Raw genomic sequence first — 22558 nt, forward strand, 5'->3', positions numbered from 1 at the left:
GGTGAATCAATCGTGCTTGATGTCACAGATCGATGAACCGAATTGCAACACGTTCCGACCATGGTAGAGAAGAGAAAAAGACGGCCGCAAAAGGCCGTGGGGGAGTTTTGAAATGGGGACGGTCCTGGATTCAGTCGGCAAGCTGATTGCCGCGTACCTCTCGAAGGAGGTGCCGGGCTATGAGCCGTTCACGCCGAGCGACCCCGAGCATCTGCGCGGCGTCATCGAGCCCGGCGACGTGCTGCTGGTCGAGGGCAACAACCGCATCTCGGGCATCATCAAATATCTGACGCAGTCGACCTGGTCCCACGGCGCACTCTATGTCGGCCCGATCGAGGGCGCGGAAGAGCCCGACGGCGAGCCACACGTCCTGATCGAGGCCAATATCGGCGAAGGCGTCACGTCCGCGCCGCTGTCGAAATATTTCCCCTATCACACCCGCCTCTGCCGCCCGGTCGGGTTGTCCTATGAGGACCGCACCACGGTCTGCCGCTATGCGATCAACCGCATCGGCTTCGGCTACGACACCAAGAACATCGTCGACCTGATGCGCTTTCTGTTTCCGCTGCCGATCCCGCAGCGCTGGCGCCGCCGCATGATCTCGATCGGCTCCGGCGATCCCACCAAGATCATCTGCTCGGCCCTGATCGCGCAGGCTTTCGATGCCGTGCGTTACCCGATCCTGCCCAAGATCACCAAGGCCGGCAGCCGCGCCGCCCGCCGCGAGATCCTTCACATCCGCGATTCCTCGCTCTACATGCCCCGCGACTTCGACATCTCGCCCTATTTCGAAGTCGTCAAACCCACCATCGTGCACGGCTTCGACTACACCGCCTTGCACTGGGCCGACAAGCAGAAGCCGCTCGAGGAGGTAGCCGGCACATTCAGTGTGTTTCCAGAAACGTTCTGTGCGCCGCCGCTCGTTCCTGAAGCGATTGACGAAGAGGCGTCGGTTTCGGCTGAAGAAGTGATGCGCGAGGCGGCTGCGGAGATGAGCGTTGCCTTCTCCGAACATTTTGTGCTGCTGAACGATCTCGCAAAGTACCGCGCACGGGGACACGCGCTGGAGATGGCGGCGTAGCCGTTCCTCCAGCATCGTCATTGCAGCGAAGCAATCCAGACTGCCTCTGCCCGAACAGTCTGGATTGCTTCGTCGCTACGCTCCTCGCAACGACGGCGACCTACCGCTCCGCCCGCCCGATCACCGCCATCAGCTCCGCGATCTTCTCGCGCTGGTCGGCCTTGTCGCCGCTCGCGATCGCATGCTCGACGCAATGGGCGACGTGGTCTTTCAAAACCTCTTCCTCGACCCGGCGCAGTGCGGCGCGGACCGCCGAGATCTGGGTGACGATGTCGATGCAATAGCGGTCTTCCTCGACCATTTTCGAGAGGCCGCGAACCTGCCCCTCGATCCGGCCGAGACGTTTTCCGAGCGATGCCTTGATGTCCTTGCGCATGCGGCCTATATACCCCCCCAGGGTATAACTTGCAAGGCCGGAGCGTGGCAATGAATGACGCCGAACACGAACACCATCACAAGCCGGAAACACATTCCGGATGCGGCTGTTCCAGTAATGCTGCTCCGGTCGACAAGCCCGCCGCTGCCTCCTGCTGCGGCGCGCACGGCGATCACGCGCATGACCACGGCGCCGCGGCAAAAGTCCGCGATCCCGTCTGCGGCATGACCGTCGATCCCGCGACCTCAAAGCACCGGTTCGACCATCACGGCGAGACCTTCCATTTCTGCTCGGCCGGCTGCCGCACCAAATTCGCCGCCGATCCCGCAAAGTACCTCGCAAAGGACAAGACGCCCGAGCCCGAGATGCCCGCAGGCACGATCTACACCTGCCCGATGCATCCGCAGATCCGCCAGGCCGGACCCGGCACCTGCCCGATCTGCGGCATGGCGCTGGAGCCGGAACTGGCGAGCCTGGAGACCGGCCCCAATCCCGAGCTTGCCGACATGACGCGGCGGTTCTGGGTCGGCGGCGCGCTGGCTTTACCGGCCGTCGTGCTGGAGATGGGCGGCCATCTCGCAGGCCCGCACAACTGGATCGATGCGACGCTGTCGAATTGGATCCAGCTCGTCTTCGCCACGCCTGTGGTGCTGTGGGCCGGTTGGCCGTTCTTCGTCCGCGGCTGGCAGTCGCTGCTGACGCGCAACCTCAACATGTTCACGCTGATCGCGATGGGCACGGGCGTTGCCTATGTCTACAGCCTGATCGGCACCATCGCGCCGCAGATCTTCCCCGCAACGTTCCGCGGCCACGAAGGCGCGATCGCGGTGTATTTCGAGGCCGCGGCCGTCATCACCGTGCTGGTGCTGCTCGGGCAGGTGTTGGAACTGCGCGCCCGCGACGCGACGTCGGGTGCGATCAAGGCGCTGCTGCAGCTCGCCCCCAAGACAGCGCGCCGCGTCGATGCTGACGGCGGCGAGCACGAGGTCGAGATTGACGCACTTCATGCCGGTGACCGCTTGCGCGTGCGGCCGGGCGAAAAAGTGCCGGTCGACGGCGTCATTCTGGAAGGCCGTTCCTCGCTCGACGAGTCGCTCGTAACAGGCGAATCCATGCCGGTGACCAAGGAGACGGACGCGAAGGTGATCGCCGGCACGCTCAACCAGTCCGGCAGCTTCATCATGCGCGCCGAAAAGGTCGGGCGTGAGACGCTGCTGTCGCAGATCGTGCAGATGGTCGCGGACGCGCAGCGCTCGCGGGCGCCGATCCAGCGCCTCGCCGACCAGGTCGCGGGCTGGTTCGTGCCGGCCGTGATTGCGGTCGCGGTCGCTGCTTTCGCGGCCTGGGCCTGGTTCGGGCCGGAGCCGCGGCTGGCCTTCGGCCTCGTTGCCGCCGTCAGCGTGCTGATCATCGCCTGCCCCTGCGCGCTTGGCCTGGCGACTCCGATGTCGATCATGGTCGGCGTCGGCCGCGGTGCGCAAGCGGGCGTGCTGATCAAGAACGCCGAGGCGCTGGAGCGGATGGAGAAGGTCGACACGCTGGTGGTCGACAAGACCGGCACCCTGACCGAGGGCAAGCCGAAGGTGGTCGCGATCGTGCCGGCCGCCGGTTTTGCGGAAGATGACATCCTCCGCTTGGCCGCCAGCGTCGAGCGCGCCAGCGAGCATCCTCTTGCCGACGCGATCATGCGCGCCGCAAAGGAGAAGCAGCTCGCGCTGGGCCAGGTCGAGCAATTCGATTCACCGACGGGCAAGGGCGCCACCGGCAAGGTCGACGGCAAAACCATCGTGCTCGGCAATGCCAGATATTTGACGTCGATCGGCATCGACACCAAAGCGCTCGATGGCGAAGCCGAACGGCTGCGCGGCGATGGCGCGACCGTGATCAATATGGCCGTCGACGGCCGGCTTGCCGGCCTGTTCGCGATCGCCGATCCGGTCAAGGCCTCGACCCCGGAGGCGCTGAAGGCACTCGCGGCCGAGGGCATCAAGGTCATCATGCTGACCGGCGACAACCGCACCACGGCGGAGGCAGTGGCGCGCAGGCTCGGCATCGCCGATGTCGAAGCCGAGGTGCTGCCGGATCAGAAGAGCGCGGTGGTGACAAAGCTGCAGAAGGCCGGCCGCAGCGTCGCGATGGCCGGCGACGGCGTCAACGACGCGCCGGCGCTGGCCGCGGCCGAAGTCGGCATCGCGATGGGCACCGGCACGGATGTGGCGATGGAGAGCGCCGGCGTCACGCTGCTGAAGGGCGATCTCATCGGCATCGTGCGTGCGCGAAAACTGTCGCAGGCGACGATGAGCAACATCCGGCAAAACCTGTTCTTCGCCTTCATCTACAACGCCGCAGGCATTCCGATCGCGGCTGGCATCCTCTATCCGACCTTTGGCGTGCTGCTCTCACCGATCATCGCCGCGGCCGCGATGGCGCTGTCCTCGGTCAGCGTGGTCGGGAATGCACTGCGGCTGCGGGCAACGCGGCTGTGAGCACCGTGGAATCCGTGTAAAACGGCATCGAGCGCGCGATGGAGCATTCTGATGCAGCGAATTACGATCACGATCGAGGACGATCTCCTGGCGGAGATCGACGCGGCGGCTGAAGCGCGCGGCTACCAGAACCGCTCCGAGATCATCCGCGACCTCGCGCGCGCCGGCTTGCAACAGAGCAGCGAGGACACCGCACAGACCGGGCCCTGCGTCGCCGGCCTCGTCTATGTCTACGACCACGCCGCCCGCGATCTCTCAAAACGCCTGGTGCAGGAATTCCATGGCCACCACGACCTCGCGCTGGCGACGCTGCATGTCCATCTCGACGACAACAATTGCATGGAGATGACGGCACTGCGCGGCGACGCCGGCGAGGTCAGACATTTCGCCGACCACATCATCGCCGAACGCGGCGTCCGCTACGGCCGCGTCGTGATGATCCCGACGGGTGACGGCAAGCAGGCGAAAGCGCGCAAGCAGGCGCACCGGCATGACTGATACTTCTCCCTCTCCCCGCAAGCGGGGCGAGGTGAAGAAAGAGCCTCAGGCTGCCTTCGCACTCCCACCCGGCAGCCCCGCCCGCGCGATGCCGCCATACAGCGTTTCGTTCGGCATCTCCTCGCGCAGGATCCTGCGGACCGCGATCAACTTCTCCAAATCGATACCCGTCGCAAAGCCCTTGCTCTCGCACAGGAACACGAGATCCTCGAACACGACATTTCCGGTCGCGCCGGGGGCGAAGGGGCAGCCGCCGAGGCCGCCCAGCGAGCCGTCGAGGATCCGCGCGCCTTCGTCGAGCGCCGCGGCCGCGTTCGCGATACCCATTCCGCGGGTGTCGTGGAGATGAATGCAGATCGGCTTTGACCCTGCGAGCTTCACCGCCGCACGCGTCAGCTCCGCCACCTGCTTCGGCCCGGCATGGCCGACGGTGTCGGCGATGCCGACGAAATCGACACCGGCCTCGAGGCACTTGTCGACCAGCCGCAGCACTTCTGCGGGATCAACCGCCCCCGTGATCGAGCAGCCCAGCGCCATCGAGATCGCCGCGTTGACGAGCGGCTTGTGGCTGGTGGCATCGCGCAGCTCGCACAAGCGTTTCAGATTGGCGATCGCGGACTCGCGCGAGCGGTGCGCATTGGCCTGGCTGTGCTCTTCCGTCGCCGAGACCACCGAGGCGATCTCGCCGACGCCGGATTCCAGCGCCTCGTTGACGCCGCGCTCGTTGAGCGCAAGCGCGATGCCATGCGCGCCGGGCAATGAAGCGACGGTTGCGACGACGTCCCGGACATCAACGAACTGCGGAAACGTCTTTGCCGGCAGGAACGAGCCGACCTCGAAATGCCGCACGCCGGAGGCATATTCCTCGCGCACCCAGCGTTGCTTGGCGTCGGTCGACGGAATTTTCTTCACAAGCTGGAGCCCGTCGCGCAAGCCCACCTCGCGCAGGCTGACGCGCTCCGCGGGGTAAATCTCCTGGATCCGGCTCATGCGCGCCTCCCTGTTGTTTTTGACGTGACGTCTTCATTTTCGTTGTCGATCTCGGCGCGAACGACCGCGGTGTCGGCGCCGAGCGGCGCGACCTGCAGGCCTTCGCCGATATGGCTGCCGTTCCATTCGATCGGCAGCGCCGGGACCCGGAACGGCTTGCCGTCGGCGGTGACATTGTTGACGAGCCCACCCGGCCGCAGCACATGCGGATCGGTGAAGAGATCCTCGGGCCGGTTGATGGGCGAGAAGCAGATGTTGAGCGCATCGAGCCTCTCGGACAGTTTTTTCACGTCCCACTGCCTGATGATGTCAGCGGCGCGCGGAATGATCCGCCCGCGCGCCAGGATGCGATCGGTCGTGGTGCGCAAGGCGGGATCATCGAGCAAGTCAGTCAGCCCGAATTCGCGGCAAAAGCTCTGCCAATGGCCTTCGGTGACGACGCCGATGAAGATGCGCTCGCCGCCGGCGGTCTCGAAGATGTCGTAGATCGGCCAGGCATGCTCGCGCTCCGGCATCGAGCGCGGCTTGTTGCCGGTCATCTCGTATTCGACCATGTGCTGGGCGACCAGGAACAGGCAGTTCTCGAACAGGCCGATGCGGATATCGGCGCCGTCGCGTTGTCCTCCGCGCTTTTGATAGAGCGCCGCGAGGATCGCGATCACGCCGAACATGCCGCCCATGATGTCGTTGGCGGACGAGCCGACACGCTGGGGCTTTTCGCTGGTGCCGGTCATGGCGGCAAGGCCCGCCATCATCTGCACGACCTCGTCGAGCGCGGGGCGGTGCTCGTAGGGACCGGAGAGGAAACCCTTGTGGCCGGCGATGATCAGACCCGGATGCCGGCGACGCAATTCGTCCGCGCCGAGCCCCTGCTTCTCGAGCTGGCCGTCGCGAAAATTCTCCAGGAACACGTCGGCCGTCGCCAGCAGCCGGTGCATGGTGTCGCGATCCTCAGGCTTCTCGAAATCCAGCACCACGCTGCGCTTGCCGCGGTTGAACAGCGGAAAGAAGGCGGTGCCCATGCCGCCCAAGCTCCGGGTCTTGTCGCCCGCAGGCGGTTCGACCTTGATCACGTCGGCTCCGAGCTGCGCCAGGATCATGCCGCAGGTCGGGCCCATGACCATGTGGGTCATCTCGACGACGCGCACGCCTGCAAGCGGCAATCCGGCCGCCGGTTCTTCCATCGCCATATGAGCCTGTTCCTTTGCCCGGCTGGTTCCGCTTGTTGTCAAGCGGGTTGATGAAGCAACAGTCTTGCCGAATTCATCGTGGCTTCGTTGATGCGAGCGGTCAATCCGCCACTGCGCTGGTGCCGCCGATCTCTCTTGCCGAACGGGCCTGCTGTGTCTACCTCTCGCGGGTGGTTTTCCCGAGAGGTGCTCCCATGCTGGATGCCGCCGTCAAGGCGCTGTCGCAAATGATCTCGCCGCCGATGCGCTCGATCCTGTGGCGGTCGATCGGCGTCGCACTGGTGCTGATCATCGTGCTGGCGATCGGCTTGCAGCGGCTCCTGAGCTGGTTTGCGACCTATGGCGAGGCCTGGCTGGAGGGCCTGCTCGGTCCGGGCTGGCACTCATCGCTCGAGGTATTGTCCTGGATCATTTCGATCGCCGCGGGCCTTGGCGTCGTGTTCGGGGCTGTGTTCCTGATGCCCGCGATCACCTCGCTGGTGGCGAGCCTGTTCGTCGACGACGTCGCCGACGTCGTCGAGCGCGAGCACTATCCGGCCGAGCGGCCCGGCGTCGCGCTGCCCTTCAGCCAGGCGATCTACGAGGGCGTCAAGACCGCGCTGCTGACGATCCTGGTCTATCTGGTCGCGTTGCCGCTGGTGCTTTTCGCCGGCGCCGGCTTCCTGGTCTTCTTCCTCGCCACGGCCTGGCTGCTCGGCCGCGAATATTTCGAGCTCGCGGCGATGCGGTTTCGCTCGCCGGAGGAAGCCAAGGCGATGCGGCGCGACAATGCCGCGACCATCTTCACGGCGGGCCTGTTCATCGCAGCCTTCGTCTCGATCCCGATCCTCAATCTGGCGACGCCGATCTTCGCCATGGCCTTCATGGTCCACATGCACAAGCGGCTGTCAGGCCCGCGGCCCGAGCTGATCGAACCGGCGCGGCAAATGCGGTGACTGGACGCTCCCTCTCCCGCTTGCGGGAGAGTTGATCAACCCCACGCACGATCGAACGAACCAACCATCATCGTTCAGGCGACGTTCACCCCGCACTTCCGCAACAGCATCCTGGCGAAGCCGAACGGCGCCGGCGTGAACGGGCCGGGCGGGGCACGGGTGACCAGCGCAACGACGCCGAGCGCGGCCATCGCGACCCAGAAGCACAGCCAGAAGCCGTCGATATAGGCGAGCACATTGGCCTCACGCTGCACCAAGCCCGCGAGTGTACCGACCGCGCGCGCCTGTGCCGAGCCAGCACCATGGGCCGCAAAATGGTCGGTGAGCTGTTTCAGCATGCGGACCACATCGACGTCACCGACGCCGAGATTCTGGCCGAGATAGAAGGAATGGATCTGCTCGCGGACCCGCAGCCACGTCCCCATCAACGCCACCCCGATCTCGGCGCCGCCGAGCCGCATGATCTGGATATAGGCGGCAAACGAGGTGGCACGGCTCGGATCGGAATTGGACAGCAGCGTGATGATCAGCGGCAGCAAGGTCAGCGACTGCCCGATCGCCTGGAGCAGCACGATGCCGGCGAAATCCTCGCGCGCCCAATCATGGCTGAGCTGCGTGCCCCAGAGATTGGCGGCGGCGAAGCAGGCAAATCCCACGACCACTACCGTGCGCGTATCGAAATGCCGCAGCAGCCAGATCGAGAGCGGCACCAGCACGAACATCGGCAACGCGCCGTAGGTAAGCAGCAGCAAGCCACTCTGCTCCGGCCTGAGCAGGGCGATGGTGGCGAGGAAATTCGGCACCAGCGACGCGTTGGAGAGGCTGGTCAGCGTATAGAGCAGGATCAGGACCAGCCCGAGACCGATATTGCGCGAGAACAGCACGTTGATATGCGCCCATGGCTGTCGCACCAGGGCCTCGTTGATGAGGAAGCCCGCGACCAGCACCGCGCCGGCAGTGATCAATGCCATCACCGTTCCCGACCCCAGCCAGTCCAGCCGATTGCCCTGGTCGAGCCCGGCATAGATCATCGAAACGCCCGCGCCGAGCAGCAGCATGCCGCCCCAATCGGCCTCGCGCAGCAAAGCGCGATTCACCGGCTCGTTCGGCGTACCCCAATAAACCATCAGGCCCATCAGGGGCGCGATCACGACGCTCTGCCAGTACAGCCATTGCCAGCCGAGATGGTCGACATAGAAGCCGACCAGCGAGCTTGACGTGTCCAGCGCAAAGCCGACGCGGATCGAATAGATCGAGATCGCCGGGAGCCACCAGCGGATCGGCAAATTGCGGAACACGATCATCAGCGTCGCCGGCACGAAGGTGCCGAGCAAGAGGCCATGCACGACGCTGAGCGCGAGCAATGTCGGATAGTCGTGCACGAACGGGATGATCAGCGAGACCGCGGCATAGACGAGGCTGGGGATGCCGAGCACGCGGCGCAGGCCGAATACGGTGGCAAGCCAGGCCACCGCAGGCGCTATGAAGATCTGCGAGCCGATGCCTGCCGTGGAGAGCCAGGCGCCTTCGTCGAACGAGAGCGAGAACGCGCCGCGCAGGTCCGGCAGGCCTATTGTGGTCAGGCGGCTGTCGAAATTGGCGAGGAACGAGCCGAGCAGCACCGCCGCCACCGCAAACAGCGGCTGCGGGGCGACGCCGCCGCGCGAGAGCGGCCCGCGGCTGGAATCGTCATTTTCCGCCATTGCCGGCCTTGGTGTCGATGCTCGTGACGACCGACATGCCCGGCACCAGCCGCGCCAGCAACGGCTGGTTGTCGTCGAACTGGATGCGCACGGGAATGCGTTGCACGACCTTGGTGAAGTTACCGGTTGCGTTGTCCGGCGGCAGCAGCGCGACCTGCGCGCCGGTCGCGGGCGCAATGCGCTCGACCCGGCCGCGCAGCTTCTCGCGCGGGAAACTGTCGACGGTGATCTCGACCGGCTGGCCCGGTGCGACGTGGGTAAGCTGGGTCTCCTTGTAGTTCGCGATCACATAGACCTTCGGCAACGGCACGACGTTGATGAGGTTGGTGCCGATGTTGACGTAGTCGCCGGGCTGGACCTGCCGCTCGCCGACGACGCCGTCGAACGGCGCCGATATCCTGGTGTAGCCGAGCTTGAGCTTCGCACTCGCCAGCGTCGCCTTGGTCGCTTCGAGATCGGCGGCGCGCTGCTTCCTGTTGCCTTGCAGGACTTCGAGCTGGTGCTGCTGGGCCGCGATCACGGCACGGCTTGCGCGCACATCGGCCTGCGCCTTGGCGTAGCCTGCGACCGCCTGCTCGAAGCGCTGCCGAGTGCCGGATTCGGTCTGCGTCAGCGATTGCTGACGCTCCTGCTCCTGCCGCGCCTCGACCTCCATGGCTTCGGCCGAGAGCCGTGCGGCTTGCGCCTGCGCGATCGTCGCATATTGCAGCTCGATCTGGTTGGCCAGATTGTCGAGCACGGCTTGCGCGGCGGCAACCGCGGCCTCGGATTGCGCGACTTGCGCTTCATAGTCGGCAGGATCGATCTGGATCAGGAGATCGCCGGCCTTGACGCGCTGGAAGTCGGTGACTCCGACGGTCAGTACTTCGCCGGAGACGCGACTGGCAAGCCGCGTCAGCTCGGCGCGCACATAGGCGTCGTTGGTGGTCTGGACCACCGAATTGCCGACCCATTCGTCGAAGCGCTGGGTTGCCAGCGCGACGAAGCCGAGTGCGACGATCACCGCGAACAGCGGAATCGCAAGCCGGCTCCATAGCGAGCTCGCCGGTGGCTGCGTAGGCTTCGGTGGCGGCGCCGGTGTGGCAGCAGGTGGCGACGACGGGATTTGTTCCTGCTGACTCACGATAGACTCCAAAAACACTTTCCGAACACCAGTCTCAGACCGTCTTCTCCGGCCACCGGCAGAGATCGTTGATCAGGCATACCTCGCAACGCGGCTTGCGCGCGATGCAAGTATAGCGGCCATGCAGGATCAGCCAATGATGGGCATGCAGCATGAACTCGGCCGGGATCACCTTTTCGAGACCGAGCTCGACCTCCAGCGGCGTCTTGCCGGGCGCAAGTCCGGTCCGGTTGCCGACGCGGAAGACATGCGTGTCGACAGCCATGGTGTGCTCGCCGAAGGCCATGTTGAGCACGACATTGGCGGTCTTGCGCCCGGCGCCGGGCAACGACTCGATCCCGGCGCGCGTGCGCGGCACCTCGCCGCCGAACTCGCTGAGCAGCTTCGCCGACAGTGCGATCACGTTTTTCGCCTTGGTGCGGTAGAGGCCGATGGTCTTGATGTACTCGCGCAGGCGTTCCTCGCCGAGGTCCAGCATCTTCTGCGGTGTGTCGGCGATCGCAAACAGCGCGCGCGTCGCCTTGTTGACGCCGGCGTCAGTCGCCTGTGCCGACAGCACCACGGCAACCAGCAGCGTGAACGGATTGACGTGCTCGAGCTCCCCTTTCGGCTCGGGGTTGGCCTTGCGGAAACGGCTGAAGGCCTCGTGGACCTCGGGCGGCGTCCAGGGCTTCATAGCTTTGAGCGATTTCTTCGCGGCCGCCTTCGGTTTTGCCGCGACCGGCTTTGCCTTTTTCTTCGGCACGGACGTTTTGCGCGGGGCCGGCTTGCGGGTGATTTTCGCCATGATCGGGATATACTGAGGGACGATGAGCACAGGCAACGAAATTGCGCGCGAACAATCTGGGAGCGAGGCCGAGCCTCAGATCTTTTCCGCGCGGCTGACGCCGCACCGCTCGCTGAACCGCACCGGCTTCCTCGCCGTGATGCTGTTCCTCAGCATCGTCAGCTTCGTCACCGGCCTCGTCTTCCTGATGATGGGCGCGTGGCCGGTGTTCGGCTTCTTCGGCCTCGATGTGCTGGTGATCTGGTGGGCCTTCAAGGCCAATTTCCGCGCGGCGCGGGCCAGCGAGGAGATCGTGGTCACGCCGTCTGAATTGCGCGTGCGGCGCGTCAGCCAGCACGGCCAGGTCGTCGAATGGACCTTCAATCCGCTCTGGGTCCGGCTCGACACGGAAATCGACGAGGATTTTGGCATCGAGCATCTCTATCTGATTTCGCGAGGTCACCAGATCCAGATCGCCCGCTTCCTGGGACCGGACGAAAAGGCAAGTTTCTACAAAGGCTTGGTTGAGGCATTAAATGCCGCCAGGCGCGGGCCGACCTACAATCCGGTCACCTGATTTGCGGATCGGAAATCGGGTGGTTTCGTACCCTGCCCTCTCCTACATTTGTGGTCATGATGACACTCGCGATACATGACCAGCGCCTGGCCGGGCCGGGCTCCCAGAACGCCGCGTTGCGCGACTATGATTCCGTGCGCCGGGCGATCGCCTTCATTTCGGAAAACTGGCGCGCACAGCCGACCATCGAGGCGATGGCGGATGCGGCCGGCGTCACGCCGGATGAGCTCCACCATCTGTTCCGCCGCTGGGCCTCGATCACACCGAAGGCTTTCATGCAGGCGCTCACCCTCGATCACGCCAAGGGCCTGCTGCGGGACTCCGCGAGCATCCTCGACGCGGCGCTCGACTCCGGTCTGTCGGGTCCGGGCCGGCTGCACGATCTCTTCGTCACCCATGAGGCGATGTCGCCGGGCGAATGGAAGAACGGCGGCGCGGGGCTCATCTTGCGCTACGGCTTCCATCACTCGCCGTTCGGCACCGCGATCGTGATCGCGACCGATCGCGGACTGTCGGGCCTCGCTTTCGCCGATCCCGGTGAGGAACAGGTGGCATTTGCCGACATGACGCGGCGATGGCGGAACGCAACCTACGTCGAGGATCACGAAGGTACCGCGCCATTGGCGCAGCGCATCTTCGACACAAAACTGTGGCGGCCGGATCAGCCGCTGCGCGTGGTGATGATCGGCACCGATTTCGAGGTCCGGGTGTGGGAGACGCTGCTGAAGATCCCGATGGGCCGTGCGGTGTCCTATTCTGACATCGCCTGCAACATCAACAGCCCGAAAGCCTCACGCGCCGTCGGCGCTGCCGTCGGCAAGAACCCGGTCTCCTTTGTCGTGCCCTGCCACCGCGCGCTCGGCAAGAGCGGCACGCTCACCGGCTACCACTGGGGCATCACCCGCAAGCAAGCGATGCTGGGCTGGGAGGCCGGGCAGCTGGGGATGCAGTAGATCATTTGCAATTGCCTCAACGTGGTCGTCCTGGCGAAAGCCAGGACCCATTACCCCAGGGAGATGTTTTGGCGCCGACTGCCAACCACCAGTCATCGCAAAACCAACGACAGTTGTTATGGGTCCTGGCTTTCGCCAGGATGACGGCTGAGTATTTAGCCGGCTCCGTCGCGCGCGAACGTCTTTAACCCGCCAGGTCCAGCTTCGAGGCCACCGTCGAATCCGCATTGAGGCGATAGATGATCGGCACACCCGTCGCGAGCTCGCGCTTCAAGATGCCTTCGGGCGAGAGCTTTTCCAGCACCATGATCAGCGCGCGCAGCGAATTGCCGTGAGCGGCAACCAAGGTGCGCTTGCCGTTGAGCACGCCGGGCAGGATCTCCTGAACGTAATACGGCAGTGCGCGCGCCAGCGTGTCTTTCAGACTTTCGCCACCGGGCGGCGGCACGTCGTAGGAGCGTCGCCAGATCAGCACCTGGTCCTCGCCCCATTTCTTGCGGGCGTCGTCCTTGTTGAGGCCGGAGAGATCGCCATAGTCGCGCTCGTTCAGCGCGAGGTTCTTCGTCGTCGGCAGGGCCTTCTGGTCGAGCTCGCCGAGAATGAGATCGAGCGTGTGCTGTGCGCGCGTCAGCACCGAGGTGTAGGCGACGTCGAACACGAGACCCTGCGCCTTCAGCTTGCGGCCAGCTTCCGAGGCTTCCTTGACGCCGAGCTCGGTAAGGTCAGGATCCTTCCAGCCCGTGAACAGGTTCTTCAGATTCCATTCGCTCTGGCCGTGCCGCACCAGCACGAGAAGACGTTCGCTCATTGACTGCTTTCCGTTTCGTTCAGATGTCAGACAGGCCGAGCACGTCGGCCATGGAGTAGTGCCCCGGCTTCTTGCCATGCGCCCAGAGCGCGGCCTTCAGCGCGCCGTGGGCGAACAGCATGCGATCCTCCGCGTGATGCGACAGCGTCAGGCGCTCGAACGGGCCGAGGAAGCTCACGCTGTGATCGCCGGCCGCGGTGCCGCCGCGCAACGACGCAAAGCCGATGTCGCCGGGCTTGCGCGCGCCGGTGATGCCGTCGCGGCCGCGATCTGCATGCTCGTCGAGCGCGATGCCGCGGCCGCTGGCCGCCGCCTGACCCAGCATCAGCGCCGTGCCCGAGGGCGCGTCGATCTTCATGCGATGATGGGTTTCGACGATCTCGATGTCGAAGCTCTCGTCGAGCGCCTTGGCGACGCGCTTGACCACGGCGGCGAGCAGATTGACACCGAGGCTCATATTGCCGGACTGCACCACCACCGCGCGGTTGGTGACGCTCTTGATCACCGCGTTGTCGGAGCCTGACAGCCCCGTCGTTCCGACCACGTGCACGAGGCCGCGCTCGGCGGCGATCGCGACATTGGCGAGGGTCGCCGCGGGCACGGTGAAATCCAGAATGCCGTCGGCGTCCTTTGATAACGCCCAGAGATCGCCGGAAAGTTTGATGCCGTTGGCCGGCAGGCCTGCGAGCACGCCGGCATCCTTGCCGAGCAGCTCCGAGCCCGGCGCCTCCAGCGCGCCGGCCAGCACCGCGCCTTTGCTCTCGGCAATCGCCCGTGTCAGCGCCCGGCCCATCCGGCCGCCGGCTCCAGCAACAATCAAGCGCATGTCGGACATGGTGCGATCCTCTCACGGTCGTTGTAGCGGGGGGACGCAGTTCCGGCAACCGAGGGGGATTAGGCTGACGGGCAAGCTCTTACGGCCCCCGGAGGGGGGCTATCGCACGCGAGAGTTCAGGTGCGAAGGGCTCCACGGCGTCATGCCCGGGCTTGTCCCGGCCATCCACGCCTCACCACACGGCACGAAGAACGTGGATGCCCGGGACAAGCCCGGGCATGACGACCTGTTGCTCATATGTTTGCCGCCGCTCGGAAGCGGAGAGCAAGACGGCGGCCCAGCTTCGATGGGGCCTCAGCCGTCTGACGGCTGCGGGCCGTCATAGCCCTCGATAATGATGAGGTCGGCGATGGAGTGCGGCTGGCGCACCTTGATGTTGGCCTGGTATTCCGGCGAGTTGTAGCAGGCGATCGCGGTCTCGTAGTCCGGGAATTCGATCACGACGTTACGGGTGCGGCTACTGCCTTCGACAGTGGTGAACTTGCCGGCGCGGACGACGAAGCGGCCAGCCCATTTCTTGAAGATCGGACCATTGGCGACGGCATAGGGCTTGTAGCCCTCGTCACTGCTCACGTCGACGCGTCCGATCCAGTAGCCTTTTGCCATTGTTCTTCTCCCTGTTGTTGATTAGCCGAGCGCTTGCGCAATCTCAGCCTGAATAGCCTCCGCAATCGCCTTGGGGTCCGTGGCTTCCACCACCGGCCGCCCGACGACGAGATGGTCCGCGCCGGCCGCAATCGCGCGGCCCGGCGTCATGATGCGTTTCTGGTCGCCGCTCGCCGCGCCCGCCGGCCGGATGCCGGGAGTGACGAGGCTCATCTGGTGGCCGACGATCTTGCGCAAGGCTCCGACTTCCTCGGGCGACGATACCAGCCCGTCGATGCCGAGCACCTGCGCCTGGTGCGCGCGCGCTTCGACGAGCTCGGAGACGCCGAGCCGGAAGCCCGCCGCGTGCAGATCGTCCTCGTTGTAGGACGTCAGAACAGTGACGGCGAGAATCTTCAGCTTCGAGCTGCCGCGACCTTCGACGGCACCCTTCATGGTCTGCGGATAAGCGTGCACGGTGAGGAAGGTTGCGCCGAGCCTGGTGATGCTGTCGACGCCCTGCGCCACGGTGTTGCCGATGTCGTGCAGCTTGAGATCGAGAAAGACCTTCTTGCCCTTGTCGGCGAGCTTGCCGACCAGCGGCAAGCCGCCGGCATAAGCGAGCCGATAGCCGATCTTGTAGAAGGTGACGCTGTCGCCGAGCCGGTTGACCATCGCTTCCGCGGCATCAACGCCGGGCAGATCGAGCGCGACGATCAGGCGGTCTTTCGGGGCAATCTCGGCTGGCGTCATGTCACCTCACATCATGCGTTGGGAAACGTCGATCAACTGCCGCACCAGTTCCTGCAACGCGGCGATATCGCCCTCGTGCCTCAGCCTGTCCATATCGTCATAGGCCTGGTCGGCAAAGGCGAGCGTCAGCTGGCTGGCAATCACATTGGCGTGGCAGGAGGTCAGGATCAGCCGCAGCGCCTGCAGCGCGCGAGCCGCGCCGAGCCGGCTCTGCGAGGCGCCGGCGAGCGCGAAGACGCGGTTGCGGAACACCTCGCCGCGCGGCTCGTGCAGCTCATGCACGCGACTGACCCAGTCGATCGCGTTCTTCAGCAGCGGCGGCACCGAGGCATTGTATTCGGGCGAGACGATCAGCACGCCATGATGCGCGCCGATCATGCGCTTGAGATTGATCGCGTGTTTGGGCACACCGGACTTGGCCTGCAGGTCGCCGTCATAGATCGGCAGCGGAAAATCGGCGAGCGAGATGCGTGTGACGTCGACACCGGCCTGGTCGAATGCATAGGCGGCGACCGCTGCCAGCTTCGCATTGTGCGAGCCGGTGCGCAGAGAGCCGGGAATGATCAGGATCTTCGGTGCGGACATCCGCTTCCATGCGTTCGGCGAAACGAGCCCGCCACGCAAACAGGAATGCCGGCGGAATTAGTCCTTGCGATACACCCAGACGCGGGCCGGCGGAAGGTTCATCCAGATCCGTTCCGAGGCCTCTGTGGACACGCCGGGCAGCGATTTCGGAATCGGCGGCACCACCGCATAGGTGAACTGGACGAAGGGCGCACCGGGCGCCAGGGCCGTGAAGGCGTCGCGGATGAGCCGCAGCCGCGTCAGCATCGGTTTTGTGACCAGCGGCAGGCCCGAGACGACCGCGGAGGCCGGCGCGCTCAGCACGTTCCACAGCGTGTCGCGCAGGCGATAGGCATCGCCCTGCACCACCTTGGCCTGCGGATAGCGGTCGCGCAGCAGGGCGCAGAAGCCTGGATTGTATTCGACGAGGACGAGACGCTTCTGGTCGACGCCGCGCTCGACCAGAGCGGAGGTGATGGCGCCGGTGCCGGGCCCGAGCTCGACCACTGGTGCGTCCGAATTGACGTCGACGTAATGGGCCATGGTCCGGGCCAGCAGTTTGCCCGACGGCATCACCGCGCCCATGTGGAGGGGCTTTTCGATCCATGACCGGAGAAAACGCACCTCGTCATCGAGACGGGGCTTCTTCAACGCACGCGCGGACGATGGCAATGGCATGTCGGGACCGGCCGGGACCGCGTGACCGCGGCGTGTCAGAAAATGGTCATAAAGACGTATAGGCCGAAGGCGGCACGGTCAAGACGCGTCAACTCGCGCGATTACCGAAGAAATCCTTGACCTTGGTGAAGAAACCCTCGGATTCCGGCTGGGTGTTGCCGGAGGAGAGCTTGTCGAACTCGGCCAGCAATTCCTGCTGCTTCTTGGTGAGGTTCTGCGGGGTCTCGACCACGACCTGAACGTACATGTCGCCCATCTGGCGCGAGCGCAGCACCGGCATGCCTTTTGATGCGATGCGGAATCGGCGGCTGGACTGGGTCCCTGCTGGGACCTTCACCTTGGTCTTGCCCTTCTCGATGGTCGGCACCTCGAATTCGCCGCCAAGCGCCGCCGTCACCATCGAGATCGGCACACGACAATGCAGATCGGCGCCGTCGCGCTGGAAGAACTGGTGCTGGGCCAGCGACAGGAAGATGTAGAGGTCGCCGGGCGGGCCGCCGCGGACCCCGGCCTCGCCCTCGCCAGCGAGCCTGATCCTGGTGCCGTCCTCGACGCCCGGGGGAATGTTGACCGACAGCGTCCGTTCCCGGGTGACGCGCCCCTGACCCGAGCAGGACGGGCAAGCGTCCTCGATCATCTGGCCGCGCCCTTGGCAGCCCGGGCATGTGCGCTCCAGCGTGAAGAAGCCCTGCGACTGCCGTACGCGTCCGGCGCCGCCGCAGGTCGAGCAGGTCTTCGGCTTGGTGCCGGCCTTGGCCCCGATGCCCGAACAGGCTTCGCACGTGACCGAGACCGGGATCTCGATCTGCGCGGTCTTGCCGCCAAAAGCTTCCTCGAGCGTGATTTCCATGTTGTAGCGCAGGTCGGCGCCGCGCTCTCGGCCGCCACGGCCGCCGCGCTGTCCAGCCATGCCGAACAAATCTTCGAAAATGTCGGAAAAGGAGGAGGCGAAGCCCGCGCCGAAACCAGCGCCGCCACCACCGCCCTGCTCGAAGGCGGCATGGCCGTAACGGTCATAGGCCGCGCGCTTGTCCCTGTCTTTCAGGACCTCGTAGGCCTCGTTGATTTCCTTGAACTTGACTTCGCTAGTGTCGTCCCCGGGATTGCGGTCGGGGTGAAACTTCATCGCCAGCTTGCGGAACGACGATTTCAGGACGGAATCGTCGGCATCGCGTTCGACTTCGAGGGTTTCGTAGTAGCAGCGCTTGGTGGACGTGGACATGATGAGCTCGGTCTATCCGATCGCGATTCAAGTCGGAGCGAAGCAACGTCGCCATGCAGCGATATAAGCACCCTTCCGCCTCGCGGCAGAGGATTGCACGGCAGTGTTCAGAATAACGGCTGGGAATTGATCGATCGTAACGGCGCCGATTTTATCAGTGCCTTGGCTCGTCGAGCCCGACACGATGGCCTCCCCCGCGAGGGAGGAGGCCGTTGGCGCGTGTGGGGTCCAAGCCGTCCGCATCATCACCCTCGCAGGGTTCAGGCGGACTTCTTGTTGTTCTTGTCGTCGTCGACTTCGGTAAATTCCGCGTCGACGACGTCGTCCTTGGCCGCATCCTTCTTGGCGTCGGCCTCGGCCTGCTGCTTGTACATGGCCTCGCCGAGCTTCATCGAGGCCTGGGCCAGCGTTTGGGTCTTGGCCTTGATCGCTTCGGCATCGTCGCCCTTCAGCGCTTCCTTGAGGTCGCTGACGGCATCCTCGATGGCGCGGCGCTCGGTCTCGGCGACCTTCGAACCGTGCTCGGCCAGTGCCTTCTCGGTCGAATGCACCAGTCCGTCCGCGTCGTTCTTGGCAGTCACGGCCTCGCGGCGCTTCTTGTCCGCCTCGGCATTGGCCTCGGCGTCCTTGACCATCTTCTCGATGTCGGCTTCCGAGAGACCGCCGGAGGCCTGGATGCGGATCTGCTGCTCCTTGGACGTGGCCTTGTCCTTGGCCGAGACGTTGACGATGCCGTTGGCGTCGATGTCGAAGGTCACCTCGATCTGCGGCATGCCGCGCGGAGCCGGCGGAATGCCCATCAGGTCGAACTGGCCGAGCATCTTGTTGTCGGCCGCCATTTCACGCTCGCCCTGGAAGACGCGGATGGTGACCGCGTTCTGGCTGTCCTCGGCGGTCGAGAACACCTGGCTCTTCTTGGTCGGGATCGTGGTGTTGCGGTCGATGATGCGGGTGAACACGCCACCTAGCGTCTCGATGCCCAGCGACAGCGGGGTCACGTCGAGCAGCAGCACGTCCTTGACGTCGCCCTGAAGCACGCCGGCCTGGATCGCGGCGCCGATCGCCACGACTTCGTCGGGGTTGACGCCCTTGTGCGGCTCCTTGCCGAACAGCTGCTTCACGACTTCCTGGACCTTCGGCATGCGCGACATGCCACCAACCAGCACCACTTCGCCGATCTCGGCGGCGGTGAGGCCGGCATCCTTCAGCGCCTTGCGGCAGGGCTCGACGGTCTTCTGAACGAGGTCATCGACCAGCGCCTCGAACTTGGCGCGGGTGAGCTTCATCGTCAGATGCTTCGGGCCGGTCTGGTCCGCGGTGATGAAGGGCAGGTTGATCTCGGTCTGCGTCGTCGACGACAGCTCGATCTTGGCCTTTTCGGCGGCTTCCTTCAGGCGCTGCAACGCGAGCTTGTCGTTGCGCAGGTTGATGCCCTGCTCCTTCTGGAATTCGTCGGCGAGATAGCCGACTAGGCGCATGTCGAAGTCTTCGCCGCCGAGGAAGGTGTCGCCGTTGGTCGACTTCACCTCGAACACGCCGTCGCCGATTTCGAGAATCGAGATATCGAACGTGCCGCCGCCGAGATCGTACACGGCGATCGTGCCGGCCTTGGTCTTGTCGAGGCCATAGGCGAGCGCGGCCGCGGTCGGCTCGTTGATGATGCGCAGCACTTCAAGGCCCGCGATCTTGCCGGCGTCCTTGGTCGCCTGGCGCTGGGCGTCGTTGAAGTAGGCGGGCACGGTGATGACGGCCTGGTCGACCTTCTGGCCGAGATGGGCTTCCGCGGTCTCCTTCATCTTCTGCAAGATGAACGCCGAGACCTGCGAGGGCGAGTAGGTCTGGCCGTCGGCCTCGACCCAGGCGTCGCCGTTGGAAGCCTTCACGATCTTGTACGGAACGAGCTTCTTGTCCTTCTCGACCATCGGGTCGTCGTAGCGGCGGCCGATCAGGCGCTTCACTGCGAAGAACGTGCGCTCGGGATTGGTGACGGCCTGGCGCTTGGCCGGCTGGCCGACGAGGCGCTCACCGTCGTCCGTCACGGCGACGATCGAAGGCGTCGTGCGCATGCCTTCGGAATTCTCGATGACTTTGGCGTTCTTGCCATCCATTACGGCGACGCACGAATTCGTGGTGCCGAGGTCGATCCCGATGACCTTTCCCATGGTCCTATATCCTTGTTTTTGCGGCAGGCTGGCTGGGCCCAGAAGGCACCCGAACCGAAACCCCCTAAGATCAAACATTCGCGATATTGCGATGGTTGGGGGTCATATAGGAGGGGGGGAGGTGCCCGCAAGGACCGAACGCAAGTTTCGGCCGTGAAAACATTGGGTTTTGGAAGAACATATCCGGGCTGCACCGCCCTTGCGGGTGAGGAATTATTAACAGGTGCCGCGATCGACCGGCCTCCGCTGTCGCATTCCGCCCCGCCCTGTTGCGGCAAGTCCAAACCCGCTAAAAGGCGGGCAGCCGGTTGGGCTCGTCATCGGGCTGCCTCGCGCGACAAAGCGACCGGCCGGCCACCATCGAACGGCCTCAATGTGAACCAATCAGAGTGCCCATGAAGCTGATCCGCCCCCTCGCTGCGCTCGCCCTCCTCGTCGCCTCTGCGCTTCCGGCTCTGGCTGCCGACGCCGTTTTCCCGCCTGGCTTGCGCCTCGGCATGGTGCCATTGGTCGGTCTTAACACGGCCAAGACCTTTCCCGGCTTCGAGAGCGAGGACGGCAGCGTCAAGGTGCTGATCACAGAGCTGCCGCCGGCGGCCTATGGCGAAGTCGTGAGCGCCTTCAACTCCAATCCGGCCGGAGCCAACGGCGTCAAGCAGGACAAGATCGAGACGCCCGCCGGTCTTGCCTATTTCACCACTGAGAGCGGCAAGGCCGGCGAGACGCCGGTGCGGCGCTATTCGATGATCGTGCCGGGCGCCGGCTTCTCCGGCTATGTCGCGGTGCAGATCCCGGAGAATGCGATCAAGATCTACACCGACGAGGCGGTGCGGCAGATGTTCGCGAGCGTCGTCACCCGCAAGCAGGTCTCGGCCGAAGAGCAGATCGCGCTGATGCCGTTCAAGATCACCGATCTCGCCGACTTCAAGGACGTTCGCACGCTGGCGCCGGGCTCGAGCATCATCCTGGCCGACGGCGACGAGAGTACCGGCTATGAATCGAAGCCATTCATGATCCTCGGCGTGATCGGCGCCACCCCGCAGCAGGCCGACGACCGCGCCCGCTTCGCCCAGGAGGCGGCGCTCCAGATTCCCGGCGTGCGGGAGTCGCGCGTCACCATGTCCGAGCCGATCCGCATCAGCGGCCAGCAGGGTTTCGAGACCCGGATCGACGGCGTCAGCGGCAAGGACAAGACGCCGGTGACCGTGGTGCAGTGGATCCGCTTCAGCAGCGGCGGCGCCTCGCTGCGCATCATCGCCAGCGCCCCGCGCGAGCAGTGGCCGGCCGCCTTCACCCGCTTCCGCGCGGTCCGCGACGGCATCCAGCCGAAGGGCTGACCCGACACTAACCGTCGTCCCGGCCTACGCCGGGACGACGATGATATCCGGTCAGCAGCCCAACGACTCACCAAAGCCGGCTGCATTTTCGGGCTTCTGTTCGTATACGAACGGAACTAGGCTCCCCTTCCGTTGAGTTCATCCTGGAGGGAGGCGAATGATGCTGGATCGGCGACAAGTCTTGGCGGCGCTCGGGACGAGCGCTCTCGTGGCCCTCGCGCCAACCGCAATTCTGGCAGCTGCATCGATCAAGCCGGACGATGCATCCGCGCTGCTCGTGATCGACGTACAGAACTGCTTCCTTCCCGGCGGCAGCCTTGCCGTGAAGGAAGGCGAGCAGGTGGTCCCCGTCATCAACAAGATCTCGAAAGCATTTTCGAACGTGGTGATGACGCAGGACTGGCACACGCAGGGCCATATTTCCTTTGCGTCAGTCCACGCCGGCAAGAAGCCGTTCGAGACCGTCGATCTTCCCTACGGCAAGCAGGTGCTGTGGCCAGACCATTGCGTGCAGGGCACCGACGGCGCCGCGCTGTCGAAGGACCTTGCGATCCCGCACGCCGAGCTCATCATCCGCAAGGGTTTTCACAAGGACGTCGACAGCTATTCGGCCTTCCTCGAAGCCGACGGCAAGACCTCGACGGGTCTCGCCGGCTATCTGAAGGGGCGAAAGATCAAGCGCGTCTTCGTCGCGGGGCTGGCGACGGATTTCTGCGTCGCCTGGACCGCGCTCGACGCGCGCAAGGCGGGCTTCGAGGTCTATGTGGTGGAAGACGCCTGCCGCGGCATCGACAATCAGGGCTCGCTCGCAAAAGCCTGGGCCGATATGGCCAAGGCCGGCGTGAAGCGGATTCAGTCCGCGGATATCGCGGCGAGCGCGTAAGAGGCGCGACCGAACTGCCAGACCCTCATCCTGAGGAGCGCACCCTTCGCGCG

22 protein-coding genes are annotated in these 22558 nt (G+C 64.8%); 8 read left to right on the forward strand and 14 right to left on the reverse strand.

Translation table 11 applies throughout. From position 1 onward, the window contains the following. Positions 1-112: 112 nt before the first annotated feature. Positions 113-1081 carry a C40 family peptidase gene (locus AC0L27_RS14220; protein ID WP_354064273.1) on the forward strand — a complete coding sequence of 323 codons (969 nt, stop codon included), beginning with the start codon at positions 113-115 and terminating at the stop codon, positions 1079-1081. A 100-nt stretch (positions 1082-1181) separates the two neighbouring features. Here the strand turns inward: AC0L27_RS14220 and AC0L27_RS14225 are convergent, their stop codons facing one another. After that, positions 1182-1457 carry a metal-sensitive transcriptional regulator gene (locus AC0L27_RS14225; RefSeq protein WP_354064271.1) on the reverse strand — a complete coding sequence of 92 codons (276 nt, stop codon included), beginning with the start codon at positions 1455-1457 and terminating at the stop codon, positions 1182-1184. Positions 1458-1507: 50 nt separating this feature from the next. Here AC0L27_RS14225 and AC0L27_RS14230 point away from each other — a divergent pair, with 50 nt between their 5' ends. Then, positions 1508-3943 (forward strand): heavy metal translocating P-type ATPase, encoded by a 2436-nt coding sequence (locus AC0L27_RS14230; RefSeq protein WP_473319478.1) that lies wholly within the window; start codon positions 1508-1510, stop codon positions 3941-3943. Positions 3944-3994: 51 nt separating this feature from the next. Beyond that, positions 3995-4441 (forward strand): nickel-responsive transcriptional regulator NikR, encoded by a 447-nt coding sequence (gene nikR, locus AC0L27_RS14235; RefSeq protein WP_354064267.1) that lies wholly within the window; start codon positions 3995-3997, stop codon positions 4439-4441. Positions 4442-4486: 45 nt separating this feature from the next. On the opposite strand, the gene AC0L27_RS14240 is transcribed toward nikR, so the two are convergent. Beyond that, positions 4487-5431: a hydroxymethylglutaryl-CoA lyase gene (locus AC0L27_RS14240; protein ID WP_473319480.1), complete on the reverse strand. Its 945-nt coding sequence runs from the start codon at positions 5429-5431 to the stop codon at positions 4487-4489. Further along, positions 5428-6621 carry a CaiB/BaiF CoA transferase family protein gene (locus AC0L27_RS14245; RefSeq protein WP_354064263.1) on the reverse strand — a complete coding sequence of 398 codons (1194 nt, stop codon included), beginning with the start codon at positions 6619-6621 and terminating at the stop codon, positions 5428-5430. The genes AC0L27_RS14240 and AC0L27_RS14245 overlap by 4 nt, the downstream gene beginning before the upstream one ends. A 194-nt stretch (positions 6622-6815) precedes the next feature. On the opposite strand from AC0L27_RS14245, the gene AC0L27_RS14250 reads away from it, so the two are divergent. Beyond that, positions 6816-7556, forward strand: coding sequence for a sulfate transporter family protein (locus AC0L27_RS14250; RefSeq protein ID WP_354205602.1), 741 nt, complete (start codon positions 6816-6818; stop codon positions 7554-7556). A gap of 74 nt (positions 7557-7630) precedes the next feature. On the opposite strand, the gene AC0L27_RS14255 is transcribed toward AC0L27_RS14250, so the two are convergent. From AC0L27_RS14255 to nth, 3 genes are read right to left on the reverse strand one after another with little or no spacing between them, the layout of a single operon-like run. After that, entirely contained in the window at positions 7631-9259 is a 1629-nt protein-coding gene (locus tag AC0L27_RS14255) for an MFS transporter (RefSeq protein WP_473319482.1), read from the reverse strand. Next, positions 9246-10382 (reverse strand): HlyD family secretion protein, encoded by a 1137-nt coding sequence (locus AC0L27_RS14260; protein ID WP_354205598.1) that lies wholly within the window; start codon positions 10380-10382, stop codon positions 9246-9248. The genes AC0L27_RS14255 and AC0L27_RS14260 overlap by 14 nt, the downstream gene beginning before the upstream one ends. Positions 10383-10416: 34 nt before the next feature. Further along, positions 10417-11169 (reverse strand): endonuclease III, encoded by a 753-nt coding sequence (nth, locus tag AC0L27_RS14265; RefSeq protein WP_354205596.1) that lies wholly within the window; start codon positions 11167-11169, stop codon positions 10417-10419. A gap of 22 nt (positions 11170-11191) precedes the next feature. Here nth and AC0L27_RS14270 point away from each other — a divergent pair, with 22 nt between their 5' ends. Both AC0L27_RS14270 and AC0L27_RS14275 read left to right on the forward strand, forming a co-directional pair. Next, positions 11192-11725, forward strand: coding sequence for a DUF2244 domain-containing protein (locus AC0L27_RS14270; protein WP_354205594.1), 534 nt, complete (start codon positions 11192-11194; stop codon positions 11723-11725). A 56-nt stretch (positions 11726-11781) separates the two neighbouring features. Continuing rightward, positions 11782-12678 carry a bifunctional helix-turn-helix domain-containing protein/methylated-DNA--[protein]-cysteine S-methyltransferase gene (locus tag AC0L27_RS14275; RefSeq protein ID WP_354064251.1) on the forward strand — a complete coding sequence of 299 codons (897 nt, stop codon included), beginning with the start codon at positions 11782-11784 and terminating at the stop codon, positions 12676-12678. Between the two features lie 184 nt (positions 12679-12862). Here the strand turns inward: AC0L27_RS14275 and AC0L27_RS14280 are convergent, their stop codons facing one another. From AC0L27_RS14280 to dnaK, 8 genes are all read right to left on the reverse strand, one after another. Beyond that, entirely contained in the window at positions 12863-13486 is a 624-nt protein-coding gene (locus AC0L27_RS14280; RefSeq protein WP_354205592.1) for a 2,3-bisphosphoglycerate-dependent phosphoglycerate mutase, read from the reverse strand. 19 nt (positions 13487-13505) lie between these two features. Further along, positions 13506-14321, reverse strand: a complete 816-nt coding sequence (gene dapB / locus AC0L27_RS14285; protein ID WP_275168924.1) for a 4-hydroxy-tetrahydrodipicolinate reductase — start codon at positions 14319-14321, stop codon at positions 13506-13508. Positions 14322-14615: 294 nt separating this feature from the next. Then, positions 14616-14927, reverse strand: coding sequence for a DUF1330 domain-containing protein (locus AC0L27_RS14290; protein WP_354205589.1), 312 nt, complete (start codon positions 14925-14927; stop codon positions 14616-14618). 21 nt (positions 14928-14948) lie between these two features. Then, positions 14949-15659 carry an orotidine-5'-phosphate decarboxylase gene (pyrF, locus tag AC0L27_RS14295; RefSeq protein WP_473319485.1) on the reverse strand — a complete coding sequence of 237 codons (711 nt, stop codon included), beginning with the start codon at positions 15657-15659 and terminating at the stop codon, positions 14949-14951. A gap of 6 nt (positions 15660-15665) precedes the next feature. After that, entirely contained in the window at positions 15666-16244 is a 579-nt protein-coding gene (locus AC0L27_RS14300; protein WP_354205585.1) for an NADPH-dependent FMN reductase, read from the reverse strand. Positions 16245-16301: 57 nt separating this feature from the next. After that, positions 16302-16901 carry a class I SAM-dependent methyltransferase gene (locus tag AC0L27_RS14305; protein WP_007598495.1) on the reverse strand — a complete coding sequence of 200 codons (600 nt, stop codon included), beginning with the start codon at positions 16899-16901 and terminating at the stop codon, positions 16302-16304. Between the two features lie 88 nt (positions 16902-16989). Next, positions 16990-18123, reverse strand: a complete 1134-nt coding sequence (gene dnaJ, locus AC0L27_RS14310) for a molecular chaperone DnaJ (RefSeq protein WP_275168930.1) — start codon at positions 18121-18123, stop codon at positions 16990-16992. Positions 18124-18383: 260 nt separating this feature from the next. Next, complete coding sequence (gene dnaK / locus AC0L27_RS14315; RefSeq protein ID WP_007604023.1) at positions 18384-20285, reverse strand: molecular chaperone DnaK; 1902 nt, start codon at positions 20283-20285, stop codon at positions 18384-18386. 395 nt (positions 20286-20680) lie between these two features. Between dnaK and AC0L27_RS14320 the strand changes: the two genes are divergently transcribed. Continuing rightward, positions 20681-21622 carry a hypothetical protein gene (locus tag AC0L27_RS14320; protein WP_354064245.1) on the forward strand — a complete coding sequence of 314 codons (942 nt, stop codon included), beginning with the start codon at positions 20681-20683 and terminating at the stop codon, positions 21620-21622. A 160-nt stretch (positions 21623-21782) separates the two neighbouring features. After that, entirely contained in the window at positions 21783-22505 is a 723-nt protein-coding gene (pncA, locus tag AC0L27_RS14325; protein ID WP_354064243.1) for a bifunctional nicotinamidase/pyrazinamidase, read from the forward strand. The last annotated feature ends 53 nt before the right edge of the window (positions 22506-22558 follow it).

The sequence above is a fragment of the Bradyrhizobium sp. Ken51 genome (assembly GCF_055807435.1).